The organism is Psychromonas aquimarina ATCC BAA-1526 (assembly GCF_000428725.1).
In the GTDB taxonomy this organism is placed as follows: Bacteria; Pseudomonadota; Gammaproteobacteria; order Enterobacterales; family Psychromonadaceae; genus Psychromonas; species Psychromonas aquimarina.
On record NZ_KE386793.1, the window covers coordinates 192,524 to 213,516 of the forward strand.

Below are 20,993 nucleotides of genomic sequence, written 5' to 3' on the forward strand. Positions count from 1 at the left end.
GTCTTAATCTGTTCTTTGTTAATACGCTGAACCAGCTTACCTGAGACAAGATAACCGAGGAGCATCGACGGCAGCAGCATCAGTGACAGCTGCAGCTGAGTCGTATTTAAAAATCCAGCTGCGGCTAAAATAGCCAGTGAAATAAGAGAGCTTATAATAAAAAATGCCGAAAGAGCTGCACGAAACTGATTAGCTTCTTTGCCGGCCAGCAGAATGGCTATCGGCGGCCCGCCGATAGCGGCAATATTAGCGAATATGCCGGATAATATACCGGCGATAAATAAACTTAAGCGGTTAATACTGACATTAAATTTGAGAAAGCTGAGAATAACCGTCAGTCCGACAATAACAGCAATGGCCAGGCCGAGTACCGGCTGTGGTGCCAGCATCAGCAGAGCGACACCAATAAAACCGCCGGGGATCCGTCCCAGCAGAGCGTACTGCATGCCGTCAAATTTTAATTCTCTGCGTTCTCTAAACAGAGTTAACAGAGCGATAGAAAAACCCATTAAGATCACCGGAACGGGCACCAGCTGCGGGTCAACAATATACAACAGCGGCGAGGCAATAACGGCCAGCCCGAAACCGATCAGGCTTTGGGTAAGTGAACCTAAAAATATAATCACAGAAGCTAATAATAATGTAGTCGGATCGATAACTGTAAACACTGAATTTTCCCGATTAATCAAGTTACTGGAAATAATGGAGCATAACTAATTTAAGAAAAATAAAAAGCACTCTTCTCAAATTAATTTGAGATATAAAAAAAGCCGCCGGCGATAAACGCGGGCGGCTTGATTTAACTGCAGTTTAAGTTGCTGTTAATCAGCTCAGCATGCCGAACAGGATTGCTGTCATGGCTAATACACCGGCGATGATAACAAAGATGTTGCTGATACGGCCGCGGTAAGCTCTTAGTGCCGGTACTTTGTATACGGCATACATAGGCATAAGGTAAAGAATAGCCGCGATAATCGGACCGCCTAATGCTTCAATCATACCTAAAATGCTCGGGTTAATTACAGCGACGCCCCAGATAGTGAAGAACATAAAGCCGAGAATAAACTTATCAACTTTCTTCTCTGATACTTCTTTATTACTGCTGCGAAGCTGCTTGGTAACGATGCCCTTCATACCTTCGGTCGCACCCATGTAGTGACCGAAGAAAGAAGAAACAATCGCGATAACAGCGATAATCGGACCGAAGTAGCTGACAAAGCCGCTGGCGTGAACGTTTGCTAAGTAAGATAGAATAGGCAAGTTCAGCTCTTTAGATTCTGCAAGCTGTGCCGGGCTTAAAGAAAGTACACATGAGAATACAAACAGCATTACGAAACCAACCAGCATCATGCTGGTATTACGCAGGATCACATCGGCTTTTTTCGATGCATTGCCGCCGTGTTCACGTTTCAGTGCTACTGAAAACTGTGATACTGCCGGTGAATGGTTAAAGGCAAAAACCAGTACTGGAATAGTTAACCACACAGTGCCTAGGAAATCTGAAGATGCAGGTACCTGCATCAGAGCATCGGTTTTCCAGCTCGGAATCAGATATAAAGACATAAATACTAAAATAGCTACCAGCGGGTATACCAGAAACTGGGTTACTTTAAGCATCAGTTTTTCACCGGAAACCATAACTGCCATCATAGCTAGAATTAAGGCGCCAGATAGAAGCCAGCGCGGCGGGGAAGCCATACCAAGCTGATTAACGATAAAACTGTCAACTGTATTAGTAATACCTACACCGTAAATAAGTACGATAGGGTAGATAGCAAAGAAATACAGTATGGTAATCGCTTTACCTGCTCCGATACCAAAATGCTCTTCAACAACATGAGTAATGTCACTGCCGGGTTTGCTCGATGAACAGACAAAACGAGACAGACCACGGTGAGCTAAATAAGTCATCGGACCGATAATTACTGCCATCATCACCAGCGGCCAGAACCCCCCCATGCCGGCATTGATAGGAAGGAACAAAATACCGGCACCAACTGCTGTGCCGAACAGGCTTAGCATCCAAGTTGTATCCCGGCGCGTCCAACCCTGGACGCTAATTTCGCTGACTTCTCCTGTCATCGTCTGCTGCTGCATAAAAGTTGCTTCATCTTGCATAAAAATTGCCTTTATAGGTGCTGCTTACACCCTTGTTGTAGGTTGAATAAATAAGAATTCTGCAGTCATTTAGTGACTGCAGAATGAAATAATTTCAGCGCTCAGCGTATATAATTGTAGAGATAAAAGAGTGATCAATATTCAATTCCGCCGCTAAAAAAAGGGTTTTTCTCAAATAATTTTGAATTAAGCAGTAAGGGTGAGAAGTTTTTATACAATTGGCTTATTTAATAAACACAAGCTTTGCGAGAAAATTCTCGATGCATATAAAGCAATTGTAAACTAACAATAAAAATAAAATCGGCGTCAAAAAAGCTGAAAAAAACGTTTTGCATGTTTATGCATTCTGAGGTTAAAAAAGATGTAAGCTGCGGTCTTTTTTTGAATCTGCTGGTATAAAAAATACAGGTAATAATTTTATTGGAGGATTATAAAGTTAACAGGTAACCAGGCTTAAGCAGATAAAAAAGTGAATCACTGCAGGTCGTACTGTCTGCTTGTTTGAATCAGGAAACTGTTGAGTCTGAATGGTTTGAGGTGCTGCTGATAGTTGATTTGATGCTGCGGGAAAACCAGTCTGTCGATGCAGACTGGTTGCTGTTTATACGCTGTTAATTATTCACAAGGGGCCGCCAGGTGAATTACAGCTAAGCCGCCTAATGATGTTTCGCGGTATTTTTTGTTCATATCTTTACCGGTCTGGAACATAGTGGCAATCACTTTATCTAATGAGATAAGTGATTTGCTGTTTCTTTTCAGTGCCATACGAGAAGCATTAATGGCTTTCATTGCGCCCATCGCGTTGCGCTCAATACAAGGGACCTGTACTAAACCGCCGATCGGATCACAGGTCATACCTAATGAGTGCTCCATGGCAATTTCAGCCGCAATACAGATCTGCTCATTACTGCCGCCGCGGATGGCTGTTAATCCGGCCGCCGCCATGGAAGAGGAAACACCGATTTCTCCCTGGCAACCGACTTCTGCACCGGAAATAGAAGCGTTAGTTTTATAAAGCATGCCGATAGCCGCAGAAACACTTAAGAAGTCTTTTAACTGCTTGGTATCTAACTCACGGATAAATTTGTGGTAATACATCAGTACGGCAGGAATAACACCGGCGGCTCCGTTAGTCGGAGAAGTAACAACTTGTCCGCCGGCTGCATTTTCTTCACTGACCGCAAAGGCAAATAAGTTTACCCAGTCAAGAATCGTCATCGGATCGCTGTCAATGACTTCGTTGGCTTCAAGTGTTTTGAGTAAAGCCGGAGCACGACGGATCACGTTTAAACCGCCTTCAAGAATCCCCTCTGTCTGCAGACCGCGCTTCAGACATAATGACATTACCTTCCAAATTTGATCTGCTTTGCTGTCGATATCACCTAAGGATCTGAAAGCCTGTTCATTTTTTTGAATTAATGCGCCGATACTTAAACCCTGTGCATCAGCACTATTTAATAACTCTTCTGCTGAATTAAAAGGGAAAGGCAGTTTTATCTCATTTTCCGTCGGACCGTTTTCTAATTCAGCGGCCGTTTTAATAAAACCGCCGCCGATAGAATAATAAGTTTCTGACGCAATAAGTTGGTCATTATTATCAAAGGCGCTGATAGACATGCCGTTTTCATGAAGAGGCAGATTATCCGAGTGAAACTCAATATGTTCTTCAGAATCAAAGTTAATCGTTTTGTCATTTAAAACCGGCAGCTGTAGTGAACTGAGTGTTTCACGAAAGAGCAGGTTGGCACTGCTGATTTTAATGGTTTCAGGCTGAAAACCTAATAACCCTAAAATCACAGCTTTGTCGGTATGGTGGCCTTTGCCGGTAAGTGCAAGTGAACCGTGAAGATCGACTTTTATCTCTTTAAGTATTGATAATTTATTTTTAATCGAACAAGCAAACTGATAACCCGCAATCATTGGACCATTAGTATGTGAACTTGACGGACCAATACCGATTTTATAGATATCAAAAATGGAAAGCATGAGGTGTTCCTATATACAAGTCTGAATGGGGTTAGTCGGAATAGCTGTATGGCTGAATTTTTTGTACATTTATTACTCTTAAACTGTTGTGTCCGGCTTGAATATTTCAACATCCATTGCTTGTCGTTTAATGCCGAACATAATCTTTGATAAATCAATTTATCACTGTTAGTGAAACGGGCGCCATGTTATCAAACTTGCCGCGGGTGTCGATAAATATTTTAGGCGAAATACCTGCGTGAGATAACAAAAACGCAACTGTCGCGCGTTCTTTAAGCTGGTGAAAATATTAAAAGTACAATTTTTTAGCGGAAATCTTCGAAGTGTTGAATGCTATTTAGTAACCATTCATATGTTGTTGATAATTACTTGCTTAATGGCAGGGTAAGTGTCATAAATTAACGCTGGTCTTATGTGAAACCTTTTGCATATACTGATCTGATTTTCAGAATAATGATATGCTGTTTTTATAGCGGAAAAGGGAACTGCCTTTTTTGCCGGCTTCTGCCGCAGCTCACCAGTCACTATCAACAGCTGCATTTTTCATTCTATGTAAGTGATATTATTGTTCTTTATTGTCGGACCATGGTAGTTTACTGATTACATGCTGGCGCTTGTATTTATAAAGGTGCGCTTTAAAGTGTTTATTAGGAACCTCTATGAAAGTCTTAAAAATATTTATCCCACTGCTGTTTTCTGTTACTGGCGTGCAGGCCTCCCAGGGATTTAATGCTCAGGTAACAGACTGCGCTTCACTGCTGCCTGAGGGGAAAAAATATCAGGTCTCTATCGGTTTTGATATTGATACCAGGCCGCAGAAAAAAGCTGTCAGCGGTAGTTTTTCGATCGACTGGGCACCTGAATATCTGCCGTCTGAACAGGAACAGGAAAAAGCTTTTAAACAACTTGGCCCTTTTATTGAGTGTGTCGGACCGAGTCTTGCTGGAAAACAAGCTGAATAAATAAGGAAGAAATATGATCCGTCATGTATTACTGGTGCGTTTTAAGGAAGATGCACAGCCTCAGGCTATTGCAGAGCTGCAGGCGGCATTTGCAGCGATACCGTCAAAAGTGCAGGGAGTAGAGGCTGTAGAGTGGGGAGAAAACGACAGTCCGGAAAATAAAAACAGAGGTTTTACCCACTGTATTTTGATGACCTTTGCGGATCAGAAGGGGCGGGATAATTATCTGCCGCATCCGGAGCATGAAGCGTTAAAAGTCATTTTCCGTCGTGTACTTGATGAGATTATTGTACTGGATTACAGTCTTTAAATTTAATCGAAAACAGATAGAAATAAGCCGTGCATTACCTGAACGTCTGGGGTTTACCTATGAAGAAACGCTAAGACAGTGTGAGCGGCTATACTCTAAGTATGTCAATCACGCCGTCTATTCACTGCCTGCTTGAGAATATAATGCGGCTCAGTCTGCTTATAGACAATGACAGCTTGACTTTACCTGTCTCGACTTTAATAGAGCCTATGGCTCAGCATAAGGAGACGCATTGGAAATTGCACCGAATTTTACTGCCGCTGACTGGAAAGCGCTGCATCTTCAGGAAAATGAACAGCACTGGTTACAGGCTGTTGATGTACTGAAAAGCCGCTTGTACGCCCGCTATATCGACCCCGTAGACGCCCTGATTGAAATTGAAAACAGCCTTGAACCTAGGCAGATGAATTTTGGTTTTACTATTCTTGCTGTAGATCTGCTGCTGATGGAAACGCTGCAGGCATTTAAAGAGGGGCTTTTAGATACTAACCGTAAGTCACAGAGAGTGTTTATGCGTTTTCTTCGTGACAGTTCGCGCTTTTCGCCGTTTTTCAGCACGCCGAAGCAGTGTAATGATTTTTATATTGAATTCCGCTGCGGCATTCTGCATCAGGCCGAGATCCAGAGTACGGCCCGGGTCTGTTCGAGCGGTGCGCTCTATAACCGCAGCGACGAGGGAGATACAGTTAACTATAATGCCGTTCATCAGTGTATTAAAGCCGATCTTGAAGATTATCTGCAGCTGTTAAAAGATCCGCATAATAGCAGTCAGAGGGAGCTTTTTAAGAAAAAAATGGATGCTGTGGCCGGCAAGGATGAAACTGTTCCCAGTTAATGTTCAATAAAAGAGTCGTCCGAGACGCAATGCAGTTCACTTAAGCTTAAGTGGGTCTGTATTGTAATTAACGGGGCAGCGTGTTTTTGATGTCTTTATCGCCCATCGGTTGTGATGGCTTAGGGCGTTTTCGATAAATAGTATAGCCAGATTTCCTCGTAACTCTTTTAATCGCTTAGGTGTATTACCTGAGGGCATTGCTTTTTTCATCACTATCAACTGACTTGCAATAAAATGACAGGCAAACTTAAAACTGATTTCGTTGGGGGCATCGCTGATGCTCGACTGCAGCCTGACTGGCCTCTCTTTTGACTAAATTATAGCCAAGTAATAATCCCAGATTTCTTGATACAGCAGATCAACGTTTTTATTACGTAATGTGATGGTATTGTGCTGCATTGAGCTCTTGATATCACGATAACCAAGTTCAATTTCCCACCTCTCATGATAAAAGAGCAGCTACTTGCTCTGAGCTAAATACAATGCTGCCGCGGGTAAAAATTCATTTTCATGATTACCGTTTAGAAGTTAGCGGAGCTGAGTAAGTCATTCATAAACAACACATAGACGTACTAGATTCGGCCGACTATATTAAATTAGGTATCTCCCTCTTAATTCGTGGTTTGACTGTGAATCAGAGAGTAAATCGCGTTTTTACAATAATCTTATTTTCTTTGCTTTCGGTAATCTTGCTGCTGACTCCGAAAGATGAGGCATGGGCACAGGAAAACCCTGCCTCTAATCTTGAAAAGGTGACTCTACAGCTTAAATCGTTCCACCAATTCCAATTTGCCGGATACTACGCCGCCATTGAGAAGGGGTTCTATGCTGAAGAAGGGCTCAACGTCATCCTGCAGGAACGCAGCCCTGCAAAAAATCACATACAAACGGTTCTTGATGGCGAAGCCGAATATGGCACAGCTGATGCAGGCCTGCTGGTCAAACGTATGCAGGGGCACCCCGTGGTCCTGCTTAAACAGATCTTTCAGCATTCCCCCCTGGTGTTATTAACCCACAGTTCTTCCGGACTGAAAAACCCGTTTGATTTACGCGGTAAACGGGTAATGATGGACCGTGAATCTCTGAGTGATGCGCCGCTCATTGCCATGCTGGTCAATACTATCGGCGATCTTGATCAGGTTGAGTTTGTTAAACACAATTTCAATATGGACAGTTTTATTCAGGGTGACGTGGATGCGCTGTCTGCTTATATTACCAGTCAACCTTATGCCCTCGAGCAGCGGGGAGTTGCGGCCAATATAATAGATCCTCGCAATTATGGTGTCGATTTCTACGGTGACAACCTGTTTACCACTGAGCAGGAGATCCGTGAGCACCCTGATCGGGTTGAACGCATGGTACGGGCCAGCCTCAAAGGATGGGAATATGCCCTGGCCCACCCGCAAGAAATAATCGGTCTTATTTTAAAGAAGTATAATCCTGGATTGAATCGTGATCTGTTGGTCTATGAAGCAAAAATGACCGATCTGATGATCCTCTCAGAAATCACTCCGCTTGGTACTGTCACTATAGAACGCTATAAGCCGATCGCGGATACCTACAAGACAGCCGGGTTGGCAGATGCTGTTGTCGACTTGAGCCGCTTTGTTTATGGCAGCGTCCCCGGGCCGGTTCGATATTCCGGTTTATCCCATACACAGGAAAAGTACACGCTTTCTGAGCATCCGGTAATAAGATCTGCTGCAGACTATGACTACCCTCCATTCTCCGGGGTTAATAAGGCCGGAGAAGCAGATGGATTTTCTGTTGAGCTTTTAAAGGCAAGTCTTAACGCGATCAATTTAGAGGTTGAGTTTTATAGTGCTCCATGGCGAGAGATTAAAAAGTCGTTAGCAGCCGGAAAATTAGATGCCTTACCCATTGTTGGAAGAACACCGGAAAGAGAAGCGGAGTTTGATTTTACTGTTCCCTACATAACTATTTATGGCAAGGTTTATGTTAGAAAAGGAGATAATAGAGTCAGAAAAATAGAAGATCTTAAAGGCATGCAGATCATTGTAAAAACAAAAGATAATGCCGAAGAATTTGCTAGTCGAGCCAAAATTTCAAAAAATCTGATAGCAGTGGACTCTTTTGAGGAAGCATTCACCCTTCTTTCAGAAGGTAGATATGATGCCGTTATTACAAATGAAATAGTGGGCACTCGGATACTGGACAAACTGGAAATTGATAACATTGTTCCGATATTACGAATAGATGAGTTTAAGCAAGATTTTACGTTTGCAGTAAAAGAGGGCAATAAAAAATTATTATCACTGCTTAACGAAGGATTATCTAGAGTTGTAGCTGACGGAACTTATAATAAACTGCGTGCCAAGTGGTTCAAAATACCACAACAGATAAAACTTACACCTGAAGAAAAAGGGTGGTTAGCAACTAATACCATCACTCTATCCGTCGATGACCGATACGCACCGATGAACTTCCGAAATGCACTAGGAAGGATGGAAGGACTCAGTATCGACTACATTCGCTTGATTGAAGAAAAATTGGGAGTTTCGATCAATTTAGATGCCGGATCATGGACGGAGGCGCTTGCCAGTGCAATGGCTTACAAAACAGACGGTATCATTAACGCCAACCCCACTCCTGAGCGCGTCGAAAAACTTGTATTTACTAACCCCTATATCGAAGTGCCCATGGCTCTTTTTACCCGAAGCGGGGCTCCTGAATACGGCTCACTTGAAGCGCTGCAAGGCAAACGGATTATTGTTAAAAGAAAAACAGTCGAAGCCGAGCTGCTCCCAAAACGCTATCCGGCCATAGAAATAGTCGAGATAGATTCATACAAGGAAGCGCTCACCCTTCTATCCACGAGAAAGGTAGACGGAGTATTCGGCCATTTGATAGTCGTCAATCATGAAATAGAAAAACACCTCTTTGGAAATCTCAAAGTAAACTATTTGAGTTTTGATGAGATTCTCAGCAAACAGCGCATAGGGGTGCGTAACGATAATCCAGTGCTTCTTTCGATTCTAGATAAAGCAATTCAAGGGATTAATGAAGAAGAACACCGTTCTATACGAAGTAAATGGGTGGCTGCGCCTTTAGAAAAAGAAACGCTAGTCATTAATCTTACACCCGAAGAACAGGTCTGGCTAGCCGGACATTCTAGAATCCACTTAGGCTTTACTCCTGACCTTGAACCGCTCTTGATCCAGAGCGCTGACGGCAAGCTAAGCGGCATCCTGCCCGAGATCTTTGAACAAATGGCAGACGTTTCCGGTCTGGATATTGATATTGAGGTTGGCGCTTGGCTCAACATTGTTCGACAAGCCAAAGAAGGAAGGATTGACGGATTACTTGCGGCTAGTCATATCTTGGCTGACTCAGTTGGACTCTTAAAAACCAAGGGATATTTTTCCGGCATAGCGATTGTTTATGGTAGGAGTGGGCGTGACTATCAAATCAATCAAATAAAGGATCTTAAAGGGATGCGGGTAGCCCATATGAAACAGATTAAGCTCTATGAAAAAGTGCTTGCTCCGATAGCACACGAAATAACTATTACAGAAACCGGTAGCTTTCGACAAGCCGAAGCATTATTAATGGCGGGCAAGGTCGATGTCGTTTTGGGATTGAATTTTGACTACTACTATTTACTACGAAGTGTGAATACCAGTATTGAACCTGTTTTTGTTCCCCCTTCAGGTGCTGAGGAGGCGGTCATTTCTGTTCGAACGGACTGGCCAGAATTAGTTTCGATTCTTGATAAGGCCTTGGACGTGATTGGTCAGGATACCATCAACAGCATTATAAAAAAATGGATTTTGATAGACGTGCCGGAGAAAGGCCTTGAACTTACTAAAAGGCAGAAAGCCTTACAGCTCACGACCGAAGAACGTTCATGGATCAAAGCGCATCCCCAAATAGTGTTAGGCATTGATGAAACATGGAAACCGTGGATTATCAAGAATCCGGACGGATCTTTTTCAGGTGTAGACGCAGATACTGTTGCGCTGTTAAATCAGCTGCTGGGTACGAATATCAGTTTCGAAGTCGGCCGCTGGGGCGATATGGTAAAGAAGCTGGAGAACAAGGAAATAGACGGGCTTTCCTCTTCGGCGGTACACGATGAAAGGCGTTCATTTGCGCTCTTTACGGATCAATATACAAGTCATTATAAATTAATTTTTGTTCGATCAGACAATCCGATGAACATCACATCACCACTGGATCTTTCTGGAAAAAGAATTGCAATGCACAAAGGCAATCTTTTTATCGAAAAATTATTATCTGTTTACCCGGAAATTACGCTGCTGCCTAAAAACAACTCTTCTGAAATATTCGATGCTATTCTTTCTGGTGAGGCAGATGCATTGATAGGCAGTAAAATTATAAGTTATACAATGGCTGAGCAGGGGGTTGATTTTTTGACACCAGTTTTCACTGTAGGAGAACCGCTCAAATTGGTTTTTTCTATTCGAAAGGACTGGCCGGAACTTGTAAGCGCACTCAATAAAGGAATAAAGTCTATTTCAGAAGTTGAGCGATTGGAAATAATAAATCGATATTCTACAAAACGTCGTACAGTAAAAGAGGTAGTTACAGTAACATTTTCAGATAAAGAGCAGGCCTGGCTCGCTGAACACCCGGTTATACGAGTACACAACGAATTGGATTGGCCTCCGTTCAATTTTAACCGAAATGGCCGACCCATGGGGTATTCCATCGACTATATGAACTTACTGGCAGATAAACTGGACATTAGTGTCGAATATTTCAGCGGCCCCAGCTGGAATGAGTTTCTGGACCTCATCCGGAACAAAAAGCTGGATGTTATGCTCAATATCGTCAATACCGAAAACCGTCGCGAATATATCAATTTTACTGATAGCTACCTGCACTTCTTGACGGGCATTTATGTCTACAAAGACAGACGCAGTTATACTTCGTTAAAAGAGTTAGAGGGAAAAACTATTGCCTTGCCCAAGGGTTTTTTCGAAAAGGAACTGCTTGAGCGTTTTTACCCAGAGATCAACCTGTACTTGGTCAAAAACAGTCTCGGAGCCTTGCAGGCGGTGATCGAAGGTAAAGCTGATGCCGCGATTGGTGAATTAGGCGTAATGGATTATATCATCGATGAAACGAATCTCCTCGGCATTAAGCTGACTGGAACCGTTAAAGACAGTCGGTTCGATAATTTTTTACATATTGGTGTGAGAAAAGACTGGCCAATGCTGCGTAATATTCTGCAAAAGGCCATGGATGCCGTGACTGTTGAAGAAAAACAGACTTTACAACGGAAATGGGTAGTCAGCCAGAAAACAAGTTTATCGGCCGAAGAAAGTCTCATAAGTGAAGTAAGTCTCTGGGGCAGCTGGCAGCGTCTTATGCAGGGCGTTGCGCTTTTGATTATACTGGTCGCCGTGATTCTATTGCTGTTCCGTTTATTAGACAAATCTAAACGAGATCCGCTCGCTTATCAATTCACGTCGTCTGCTGGAAAACGTGTTGCCTTACTCTTTAATGCTGCATTAATTGTTGTTGCCGTGATGTTAGCCTGGTTTGCTTTAGCCAGTATCAAAGACAAAATTAGCAGTGATATAAAAGAGTCCGTACAAACGGTACTGCAAACGACAATGGAAGGGTTAAACATATGGGCAGAAGACCAGAAAGAGAGGAATGCTGGAATCGCAGCCGATCCCCGGGTTATAGAGTATACTAAGCAGCAGTTGTCATATTATCAAAATCATAAAAACTTATTGCCTACCCCGGCTCTGAACGGTTTACGTAGGCTTTTTAAAGATCTTCAAGAGCGGGTGGGGCATGTTGGCTTTTTTATTATTGCCCCTGACGGCATTAATATCGCCTCCCTGCGAGATACGAATATTGGTTTACCTAATCCTATTTGGCAGCAGCGGCCGGAGCTGCTAAAACGGGTATTTGCAGGCGAGACACTGATGATTCCCCCCATAGTCTCGGATGTTCCCATTGAAGGAACCGCCAATATTGCCGGGCATGAATTTCCGCCGACGATGTTTTTTGCTTCTCCTATTAGAAATCTAAAGGGGGAGGTCATTGCTGTCCTGACAGAACGCTTTGATCCTCATAGAGACTTTAGCCGTATTAACTTACTGGGACGATTGGGACAGACAGGCGAAACCTACACCTTTGATCGCACCGGCCGGCTGCTCTCAGAAAGCCGCTTTAAACCTTATTTGATAGCTGCCGGAATGATTGAATCTCATGAGCAGGGTATACTTTCCGTTGATATACGCAATCCCGGCGGTAATCTTATCGAAGGATTTAAAACGAATACACCGCAAAAACAACAGCCTTTGACCGTAATGGCCGCCAGTGCAACTAAGGGAGAAACTAGCTTTAATATGGAAGGCTATCGAGATTACCGTGGTGTGCCTGTCGTCGGAGCATGGCTCTGGAACGATGAGCTCGCTGTCGGTATGGCCACCGAAATTAATGTGGGCGAGGCGATGGATGCTTATTTTCTGGCTCGAGCTGTGGTGGTGGCTATATTATTGACTACTGTGGTGGTTTCGACGGCGTTGACTTTGTTAGTGATGATACTGGGGTCTAGGGCCAATAATGCTCTGCAGACCGCCTACGTAGGGCTCGAAGAAAGGGTTCAGAGCCGTACCCGGGAACTGCATGACGCCAATAAAATAGCGGAACAAGCGAGAGAGCAGGCTCAGGAGGCTGATCAGGCCAAGAGCATCTTTCTGGCTAACATGTCTCACGAGATCCGGACACCGATGAATGCCATTTTGGGTTACGTACAGCTATTGAAACTAGATCAATCATTGGACGGGGAAGTTCATCAAATTCTTGGTACTGTTAATCGCAGTGGCGAACATTTATTAGGGTTGATCGATGACATTTTGGATATGTCTAAGATTGAAGCTGGTTTTATGGAGTTGAATACGCAAGATTTTGATCTGTATGCTCTGTTAGAGGATCTGAAAGAATTATTGCGTGTTCGAGCAGAAAGCAAAGGCTTAAGTCTGCAAGTATCCTATAGTAAGGATACGCCGCAGTATGTGCTTACTGATCAGGGAAAACTGCGCCAGCTTTTAATCAATGTAATAGGTAATGCCATTAAATTCACTAAAAGCGGCTTTGTTCGTATAACTACAGAAGTTCTTCACTGTGAAGGAAATAGCGTGAGCCTGCAGTTTGAAGTAGCAGATTCCGGCATAGGTATTCCCAATGAGCGTATGGAGCATATTTTTAAAGCCTTCTCGCAGGAGAAAGGCGGCAGACGCATGGGCGGCACGGGACTGGGTTTGGCAATCAGCCAAAAAATTGCGCGCATGATGCAGGGAGATATTCGTATTGAAAGTGAGATCAATCAGGGCAGCCGCTTTTTCGTAACTGTGGTTATGCAGCGATCTTCTAAAGAAAAAATTAGTCACGGCTCTGAAACAAAACATGTGAAAGCCGTCGCAGAGGGGCGAGAAGCTCCTCTGGTCTTAATCGTGGATGATAATGAAACGAATCGGGATATCATTTTGCGCGCTTTGAACCCTATGGGTTTTCCTTGTATTGAAGCAGAAGGCGGTTTGCAGGCGGTAGAGCAATTTAAACAGCAGCATCCACGCGTAGTGTTGATGGATGTTGTGATGCCGAATATGAGTGGTATAGAAGCGACAAAAGTTATTCGTGCGCTGCCTGAGGCGAAAAACACGACGATTATCGCAGTAACGGCCAGTGCATTGGAAAGTGAGATACAAAGTATTCAAGAGCATGGTGCTAATGCGGTGCTGCGCAAGCCCATCAACATTGATGCGCTTATCAATACAGTCGCCAAGTTTGAAAATCTGGAGCTTATATTTGCTGATCAGGAAAAACAACCGTCGGGTGATATTCTTATTAATATACAGGCTGAAGAGCTGGTGGGTATGCCGGAGCTTTTACGAGAACAGATTCGAGCTGCGTTAAACTCAGGAAAAATTTCCACTTTACGCCAGCTTACGATACAAGTGATTGAATGGAATAATGAAATTGGCAATAGATTTAAGATAATGGTGACGGGCTTTAGAGTCGCTGAACTCAAAAAAGTGTTTAACGGTTAGCTTTAAGCAGGGCTATTGATGCATATGCTGAGCTGGTCAATTTACAGGTGTTCTAATATATAAATATCAAGCGAAATAGAAAATGAATTACGATGGTCGAATTGCTTGGCTGGTTATAGTGGATAGTCGTACTTAATTTTGGAAGGGGCATACCATGTCTAATAATGTTGATTCAGCAAGTCTAAAGTTTATTGTTGTAGATGATAACGACTTGGTGCTGCATCAAGTCCGGGCCGTATTGCAGAAAGCAGGTGTGACGAATATTGAACTTGTTAATAGTGGGCAGGCAGCTATAAACCGGCTGAATAATAACAACGGGGTCGACGTTTTTTTGTTAGATCTGAATATGCCGGGGATTGACGGTATAGAAGTCATGCGTCACCTTGCGTTGAATAAATACTCCGGTGCACTTGTTTTGATCAGTGGTGAAGACATTAGAATCTTAAAAACGGCCGAAAGCCTGGCTAGCGCACACAGCCTGAATCTTGTCGCAACACTGAGTAAACCTTTAAGTTTTAAAGCTATTAATCAAGTTCTGCAACAAATAAAACCTTGTGCTGAATCTGTTAGACAAGCACCATTTAAGTCATTTAATTCTATTACACCTGAGCTGTTAAAGGCTGCTATTCAAAAAAAGGATATTTGTCCATTCTTTCAACCAAAAGTGAGGGCAGATAACAAACAAATCGTATCAGTTGAAGTGCTCGCGAGATGGCTTCATACTCAGAACGGCATAATCCCACCCATTGCATTTATCCCCTTAGCTGAAGAGTTCAACTTAATTAGCTCTTTGACCATAAGTATATTTGAACAATCTGTTTCGTTGTTTAGTGACTGGTTGAATAAAGGTTACGAATTTTCACTGGCAGTTAATATTACTGCCCGGGAACTAGAGAATGTAAATTTACCTGAGACTTTGGCTGATTTGGCTAATGCTAAGCAGGTGCCTTGTAATCTTATTACATTGGAGATTACAGAGAGTCAGTTGGTAGAAAACCTGACAAAGTCCCTTGATGTTTTGGCCAGATTAAGACTCAAAGGATTCGGGTTGTCGATAGATGATTTCGGGACAGGCTATTCAACAATGGAGCAGTTGTACCAGGCTCCTTTTACCGAGTTAAAGATCGATCGAGCCTTTGTGCACGAAGTTTATTGTGATAGGGAAGCTCACGCTATTTTAGAGTCGAGTGCTAATTTGGCAAAAAAACTGGATTTGGTAATTGTTGCCGAGGGCGTAGAGGATCAGCGCGATTGGGATATTGCAGTGAATGCCGGATGTAATCTTATTCAGGGGTATTTTGTCGCCAAGCCTTTGGATGCAGAGCAGTTTGAACGTTGGCTGATCGGGCAAAAGTTAGAAGTAACATCTTATGATGGAGACGGGGGCCCTGTGGTGAATTATTCTGCAGCTAAAGAAAGCATTATCGTTGCGGATGATAATGTAGATAATCTGGCCGTTATTGAGAAAATTTTATGCAATTGGGGCTATGACGTCCGGATAGCCTTAAACGGGTTGGAAGCTCTAGCTATGGTCACTGAGCAAAAGCCCGATCTTATCTTACTGGACATCCATATGCCTGAGTTAGATGGATATGATACGTGTAAGCGTCTTAAACAGCAGGAGAGCACCCGAGATATTCCGGTGATTTTTGTTACGGCAATGAATGAGGAATTTAACAGGATAAAGGGATTTGAGGTAGGTGCGGTTGATTACGTAACAAAGCCCCTAAGTATTCCGGAATTACAGGCAAGAGTGAGTGTTCATTTGGAGTTGTCAGAGAGAAATAAGGCGCTGCTTAAAAAAAATATCGAGCTGGAGAAGTTTAACAAAGCTATGGTTGATCGGGAAATGCGCATTATTGAATTGAAAAAAGAGATTAATGAACTCGTCCAAAGATTAGGTGAAGAAGCTCGATATAAACTGCATATTTAAAAGAGAGTCATTTAAAATCAAAGGTGATTCACTTTTTGTCTGTCTAGAGTACTAAGGTGGCGCAATGTCTCGAAAACAAAAGCTGGACAAAACATTACTATTAATAATCGCAATTATTTTGGCCTTTCTCGGCACTATGGTATTTCTAGCTTGGTACACCGTTCAAAAATCACGTACGAATACGACGCATACCCTGGCAGTAACAGCCGCTGCTGCGCATAAAACTCTAACTGAAGTCTGGCTCAAATCGGTCAAGAGGGATGCGCTCGGCTGGGCGTCGAACAAAACTATACTTGAGCAAGCAGAGCAAATACTTCAGCTGCCGCCGGAGCCGCAGGTTTTACTGTCTAGTACAAGCTTGAAAACAATTAGAACCTTTATTAAAGGACAGATTGTTGAGTCGACTAATAAAGGGATTTTTATTATATCTTCCGACTACACCAACTATGCAGCAATGCGTGATGAAGATGTGGGAATCACAAACCTGGCTGCGGATTACTATCCAGAGCAGCTTGAGAAAGTCTTTGCGGGAGAAAGTGTACTGATTCTTCCTATGCCTTCAGATGTACCTTTAACGAATCCAAATGGTCAGCCGGTCGAAAACAATACGATAATGCTTGTCGCTGTCCCGATCAGAAATTCAGACGGACAGATAATCGCAGCACTGTTAGTTCGTCTCGATCCTATGGATACTTTATCCAGAATTGCGCAGAGTAATCGCCTGCTAAGTAGTGGTGAAACTTATTTATTTGACAAGTCGGGTCGTCTTATCACAACCAGTCGATTTGAGTCTCAATTGAGGAAACTGCAGTTAATCTCCGAAAATCAAAGCAGTATTCTCAATATCGAGCTTCGAGAGCCGCTTACTGAAAAACAAATAACAGCAGGCCTGGCGCAGGGACCGCTGACCTATATGGCTCAGAGTGCACTGTCTGGTCGAAGTGATTTTAGCGATGAAGCTTATCTGGATTATCGAGGAGTGCCTGTAGTGGGCGCCTGGTTATGGGATGATGAGCTGGGGGTTGGAATCGCGACGGAATTAGATGAAAGTGAGGCATTAGCTGCCGAGCGAGGTTTGTCGAACATACTGCAGATACAAATTTCTGTCGCAGTCGCAGCCAGCCTGGCTGCGTTGATAGGAGGGGCAATAATTCAGCGCCGAGGATTCCTGGCTGTCAAAGCATCTGAACAGACGTTATATTCAATTTTAGATAATACAGTTGAAGCAATATTGGTGATTGAGCCGAATGGTGCTATTCGCTTCATCAACAAGGCTGCTCGTTTACTATTTAACTGTAATGAAGAACTTTCTCATCAGAAATCTATCGATGATTTTTTTCCATCGAACCTGAATCCGGCGTTATTACAATGGACTAAGCATGTATTGGATAGTTCGGAAGGGGCCCCGCAGAAAACCTTTAATCTGGTAACAGCCCATGACTTAAACGGTGGAACTTTTTCAGCCCGCATTGCCCTGAGTCGTGAATCGGACGTAAAGGGCATATTTTTTACGGGGGTGGTATATGATCTAACCGATTCGATCTCTCCGATAAAACCGCGCTACGGTCAAACAAGTTATTTTTTAACCATATTTGAAGATATTACTTCTAGAAAGATTGCAGAAGAAAAATTGAAAAGAAAGAGTAGTTTACTGGAAGAGGTAGAGCGCATTGCTCATTTTGGAAGCTGGGAATGGGATGTTTTAGAAGATCGTTATAGTATATCAAAGGAAATGAGCCGTTTGATGGGCATTAAGTTTAACAACGAGGTTTCAACAGAGCAGCTTCTGTCTAATGTTCAAGAAAAAGATAGAAAGAAACTGTTAATAGAGAGAGAGCGGGCTTTACACTCTTACTGCCCTTTTGAAGTTGAGCATAGTGTCGAGTTTGCAGACGGCAGGCAAAGGGTGATTAGTCTCTTGGCAGAAGTTGAACGTTCTGTTGATCAGCCGTTGAGACTGCGAGGTATTGCACGCGATATGACCGAAGTTCGATCAGTGCAGGTACATCAGGAAGGGCAGAATTTAACCCTTGAAGATGCCAGAGCCGCCGCTTTGAGTTTAATGGAAGATGCGAATGAGCAGAAAGATATTGCGGAAAAAGCGGCGAAGGATCTCGAACGGACGCAATATTCTTTGCAGCAGGCAAGGCTGCAGGCGGAAGCTGCCAGCAATGCTAAATCAAGATTTTTAGCGACGATGAGTCATGAAATTCGGACCCCTATGAATGGTGTGATCGGGGTTCTGGAAATACTGCAGCAGACGCCGCTAAATAAAGAGCAGAAACATCTAACTAAGGTTGCAAAAAGTTCTTCTTTAACCTTGCTGCAGATTATTAATGACATTCTCGACTTTTCAAAAATTGAAGCAGGTAAGATGACCGTAGAAGCCATTTCTTGTTCTTGGATATCTGTGATTGAAGGCGCTGTAGAAGTTTTATCTGAGCAGGCTCGAAATAAAAATCTGCAGTTACTCTGCATCATTGATCCGGGAGCATTTGCTCTATTTTATGGTGATCCTGTTAGACTGAGGCAGGTAATATTAAATCTGCTGAGTAATGCCGTCAAATTTTCTAAGACGACCGATCAACGCCAGGGTGTGATACGTATTTCTGTAAAACAACGATGTGATGAAAAGGGCGCTGCCTCGTATCGACTTTCAGTTGCAGATAACGGCATTGGAATTAGTGATGAGCAGTTAGGCATATTATTTCAGCCTTTTACACAAGCCGATGATAGTACTCACCGCAAATTTGGAGGAACAGGTTTAGGACTGTCCATCTGTGTCAAACTATGCGAATTGATGGGTGGAAAAATAGAATGTGACAGCGTGGTTGGAGAGGGGACAACCTTTTCATTTGACTTACCTTGTGTTGCAGTGGATTCACACCGTGAAGTTGAGATATTCCCTGATTTAGAAGGCTTACATATATTAATATTTGAAGATCAGGAAAAAGCTGATTACCTCAATTCTGTGTTAGCGAGTTTGGGGGCAGCCACTCAACGCGGCGAAATACTTACATCGCAAATTCTAAATGAGCCCTTTGATGTCATTATCTTGAAGGAAAATCAATATATAGAATGGCAGGATCAATTTGAAAAAGTCATTACAGAAAAGAATGAAGTAATAAGCCCCCCCATAGTTATTACCCGGGAATCGGATGATTTCTCTGCTAGTTTGATACCGCCAAACAGTATTCTGGTGGACACTAATCCCTTTTTGCCGTCTAAAGTGATTAATGCAGTTTCGGTAGCTGCAGGGCGTATGAGCCCGGATATTGATGAAGAGGAGCTAACGGCTGATTCCTCGCTCTTGATACCGGATTTAACTGAAGCAGAAGCAAACGGCGAGTTAGTGCTTCTGGTTGAAGATAACCTCCATAATCAGGATATACTGCAGCGTCTGCTTAATTTATTTGGTTATGCGGTGATGATTGCAAATCATGGAGAAGAAGCGCTGGAGCTTATGAAAGCCCACCGTTTTGGTTTGATTATCACGGACTGCCACATGCCGGTGATGGACGGATTTGTGTTTGTGCAAAATGTGAGAGAGCAGGAACGCTCAAGCGGTGAACATATTACCATAGTGGCCGCTACTGCTAATGCAATGCAGGGAGAAGCAGACAGGTGCCTGGCGGCCGGGATGGATCATTATATTTCGAAACCGATTGAACTGAAAAAGCTTGGCAAACTGTTAGCCGAGTTATTACCTAAAAAGGAAACAGCTCACACTAGAAAGAAAAATTCATTAGAAACTGAAGTTTCGAAAGTGAAAGAAGAGGCGTCCGAAAACGGCCCAAAATCACATATTTTAGCTGGCCGTGGTGATGGTCCAATAGACACAGCCTCGCTGTTCGATTTTTTAGGGGATGATGAGGAGATGCATCTTGAGTTTCTACATAGTTTTGTTGAACAGGCACATCTTTTAGTTGAAGAGATCGAAAAAAATACTGCGGCTGAACAATGGAAAGCTGCTGCGGACGTAGCGCATAAAATGAAGTCGTCTGCGCTAATAGTTGGTGCAGTCTCTTTGGGGGACTTGTGTGAAACAATGGAAAGGCAAGGGAGAGCATCGGAGTATGAGAATTTATCTGATCTTGCTGTTAAGATACGAGAGGAATATGAGCTTGTGCGTGATTATATTTCAGAAGTTGACAGCTGGAACAGAGAAAGTAACTGCGGATTAACTATTAAACAGCCGCATCAGCAATGACATGAGAGCGTATATTTATTAGTGTTATGATTAGCATAGGGTAAGGAGTTTGACGCTTATTAGCTGTATTTCCTGAACCGAAATGCATTCTTAATTCTGGTGTTCCCATGGTACGAAATAAGGCGCCATTAACTGCAAAATATTGCAAACCTTGCCAATCATCTTGAGGATAACGCTCACTTTCCCACTGCTTTGCACTATGTTTGAAAAAACACTCTACAGACTCTGAATCCTGTTGTTGTCGTGCATATGTTAATGCACTTTTAGCCAATAGCTCTTCATTTGTCAAACCATCCGCACATAGATTAAGGCGCCGAGCTGCTTCTGCATACGAAAAAATGCCATGTCAACGACCAGCCAAAGAGCAATAGCAGAGGGTAAGCGGTGACGCCGTATGGTGACTTTAGCTGCAAGTGATGACGCTTGTTGTACCCACTCAACAGGAATGTGTTCTGAAAAAGTAGTTAGTTGAGAGATATCGAAACCGAACTTTTCACTCAGACTTAGCAGGTTTGGAGCAATAAGCGACAATCCTGAATCAAAGAATGACTTAGGATTGTCATTTATTAAAAGGGTTGGTCAAGT

At 43.1% G+C, this 20,993-nt stretch carries 9 protein-coding genes and 2 pseudogenes; 6 read left to right on the top strand and 5 right to left on the bottom strand.

Translation table 11 applies throughout. The features are described from left to right. The 3 genes from G337_RS0124320 to G337_RS0124335 form a co-directional block, all read right to left on the bottom strand. The coding region (locus tag G337_RS0124320) for a sulfite exporter TauE/SafE family protein (protein WP_028866159.1) at positions 1-668 on the bottom strand (668 nt) is incomplete at its 3' end. Between the two features lie 157 nt (positions 669-825). After that, the gene (locus G337_RS0124325; RefSeq protein ID WP_051303658.1) at positions 826-2,097 is read right to left on the bottom strand and encodes a serine/threonine transporter; all 1,272 of its coding nucleotides are present in this window, start codon (positions 2,095-2,097) and stop codon (positions 826-828) included. Between the two features lie 636 nt (positions 2,098-2,733). Next, positions 2,734-4,104, bottom strand: coding sequence for an L-serine ammonia-lyase (locus G337_RS0124335; RefSeq protein WP_028866161.1), 1,371 nt, complete (start codon positions 4,102-4,104; stop codon positions 2,734-2,736). A 659-nt stretch (positions 4,105-4,763) separates the two neighbouring features. On the opposite strand from G337_RS0124335, the gene G337_RS27315 reads away from it, so the two are divergent. From G337_RS27315 to G337_RS28030, 3 genes are all read left to right on the top strand, one after another. Beyond that, positions 4,764-5,066, top strand: coding sequence for a hypothetical protein (locus tag G337_RS27315; RefSeq protein WP_037028590.1), 303 nt, complete (start codon positions 4,764-4,766; stop codon positions 5,064-5,066). A gap of 13 nt (positions 5,067-5,079) precedes the next feature. Next, positions 5,080-5,376, top strand: coding sequence for a Dabb family protein (locus G337_RS0124350; protein WP_028866163.1), 297 nt, complete (start codon positions 5,080-5,082; stop codon positions 5,374-5,376). Between the two features lie 232 nt (positions 5,377-5,608). Further along, on the top strand, positions 5,609-6,211 hold the full coding sequence (locus G337_RS28030; protein WP_028866164.1) for a hypothetical protein: 603 nt from the start codon (positions 5,609-5,611) through the stop codon (positions 6,209-6,211). A gap of 36 nt (positions 6,212-6,247) precedes the next feature. On the opposite strand, the pseudogene G337_RS28820 reads toward G337_RS28030, so the two are convergent. Continuing rightward, a pseudogene (locus G337_RS28820) lies at positions 6,248-6,661 on the bottom strand (IS4 family transposase); the annotation flags it as partial. Positions 6,662-6,840: 179 nt separating this feature from the next. Here G337_RS28820 and G337_RS0124365 point away from each other — a divergent pair. The 3 genes from G337_RS0124365 to G337_RS28035 all read left to right on the top strand — a co-directional run bounded on the left by G337_RS0124365 (position 6,841) and on the right by G337_RS28035 (position 20,408). Further along, positions 6,841-14,265 carry a transporter substrate-binding domain-containing protein gene (locus G337_RS0124365; RefSeq protein ID WP_028866165.1) on the top strand — a complete coding sequence of 2,475 codons (7,425 nt, stop codon included), beginning with the start codon at positions 6,841-6,843 and terminating at the stop codon, positions 14,263-14,265. A 154-nt stretch (positions 14,266-14,419) separates the two neighbouring features. Further along, positions 14,420-16,198 (top strand): EAL domain-containing protein, encoded by a 1,779-nt coding sequence (locus G337_RS27325; RefSeq protein ID WP_051303592.1) that lies wholly within the window; start codon positions 14,420-14,422, stop codon positions 16,196-16,198. Positions 16,199-16,334: 136 nt separating this feature from the next. Further along, entirely contained in the window at positions 16,335-20,408 is a 4,074-nt protein-coding gene (locus tag G337_RS28035) for an ATP-binding protein (RefSeq protein ID WP_245597718.1), read from the top strand. On the opposite strand, the pseudogene G337_RS29375 reads toward G337_RS28035, so the two are convergent. Continuing rightward, positions 20,389-20,930, bottom strand: a pseudogene (locus tag G337_RS29375) (transposase domain-containing protein); the annotation flags it as partial. The gene G337_RS28035 and the pseudogene G337_RS29375 overlap by 20 nt on opposite strands. Positions 20,931-20,993: the final 63 nt, after the last annotated feature.

Excerpts from the sequence above, each read along its gene's own strand:
- G337_RS0124325 (WP_051303658.1), bottom strand. The coding sequence starts at position 2,097 with ATGCAGCAGCAGACGATGACAGGAGAAGTCAGCGAAATTAGCGTCCAG.
- G337_RS0124335 (WP_028866161.1), bottom strand. The coding sequence starts at position 4,104 with ATGCTTTCCATTTTTGATATCTATAAAATCGGTATTGGTCCGTCAAGT.
- G337_RS27315 (WP_037028590.1), top strand. The coding sequence starts at position 4,764 with ATGAAAGTCTTAAAAATATTTATCCCACTGCTGTTTTCTGTTACTGGC.
- G337_RS0124350 (WP_028866163.1), top strand. The coding sequence starts at position 5,080 with ATGATCCGTCATGTATTACTGGTGCGTTTTAAGGAAGATGCACAGCCT.
- G337_RS27325 (WP_051303592.1), top strand. The coding sequence starts at position 14,420 with ATGTCTAATAATGTTGATTCAGCAAGTCTAAAGTTTATTGTTGTAGAT.
- G337_RS28035 (WP_245597718.1), top strand. The coding sequence starts at position 16,335 with ATGGTATTTCTAGCTTGGTACACCGTTCAAAAATCACGTACGAATACG.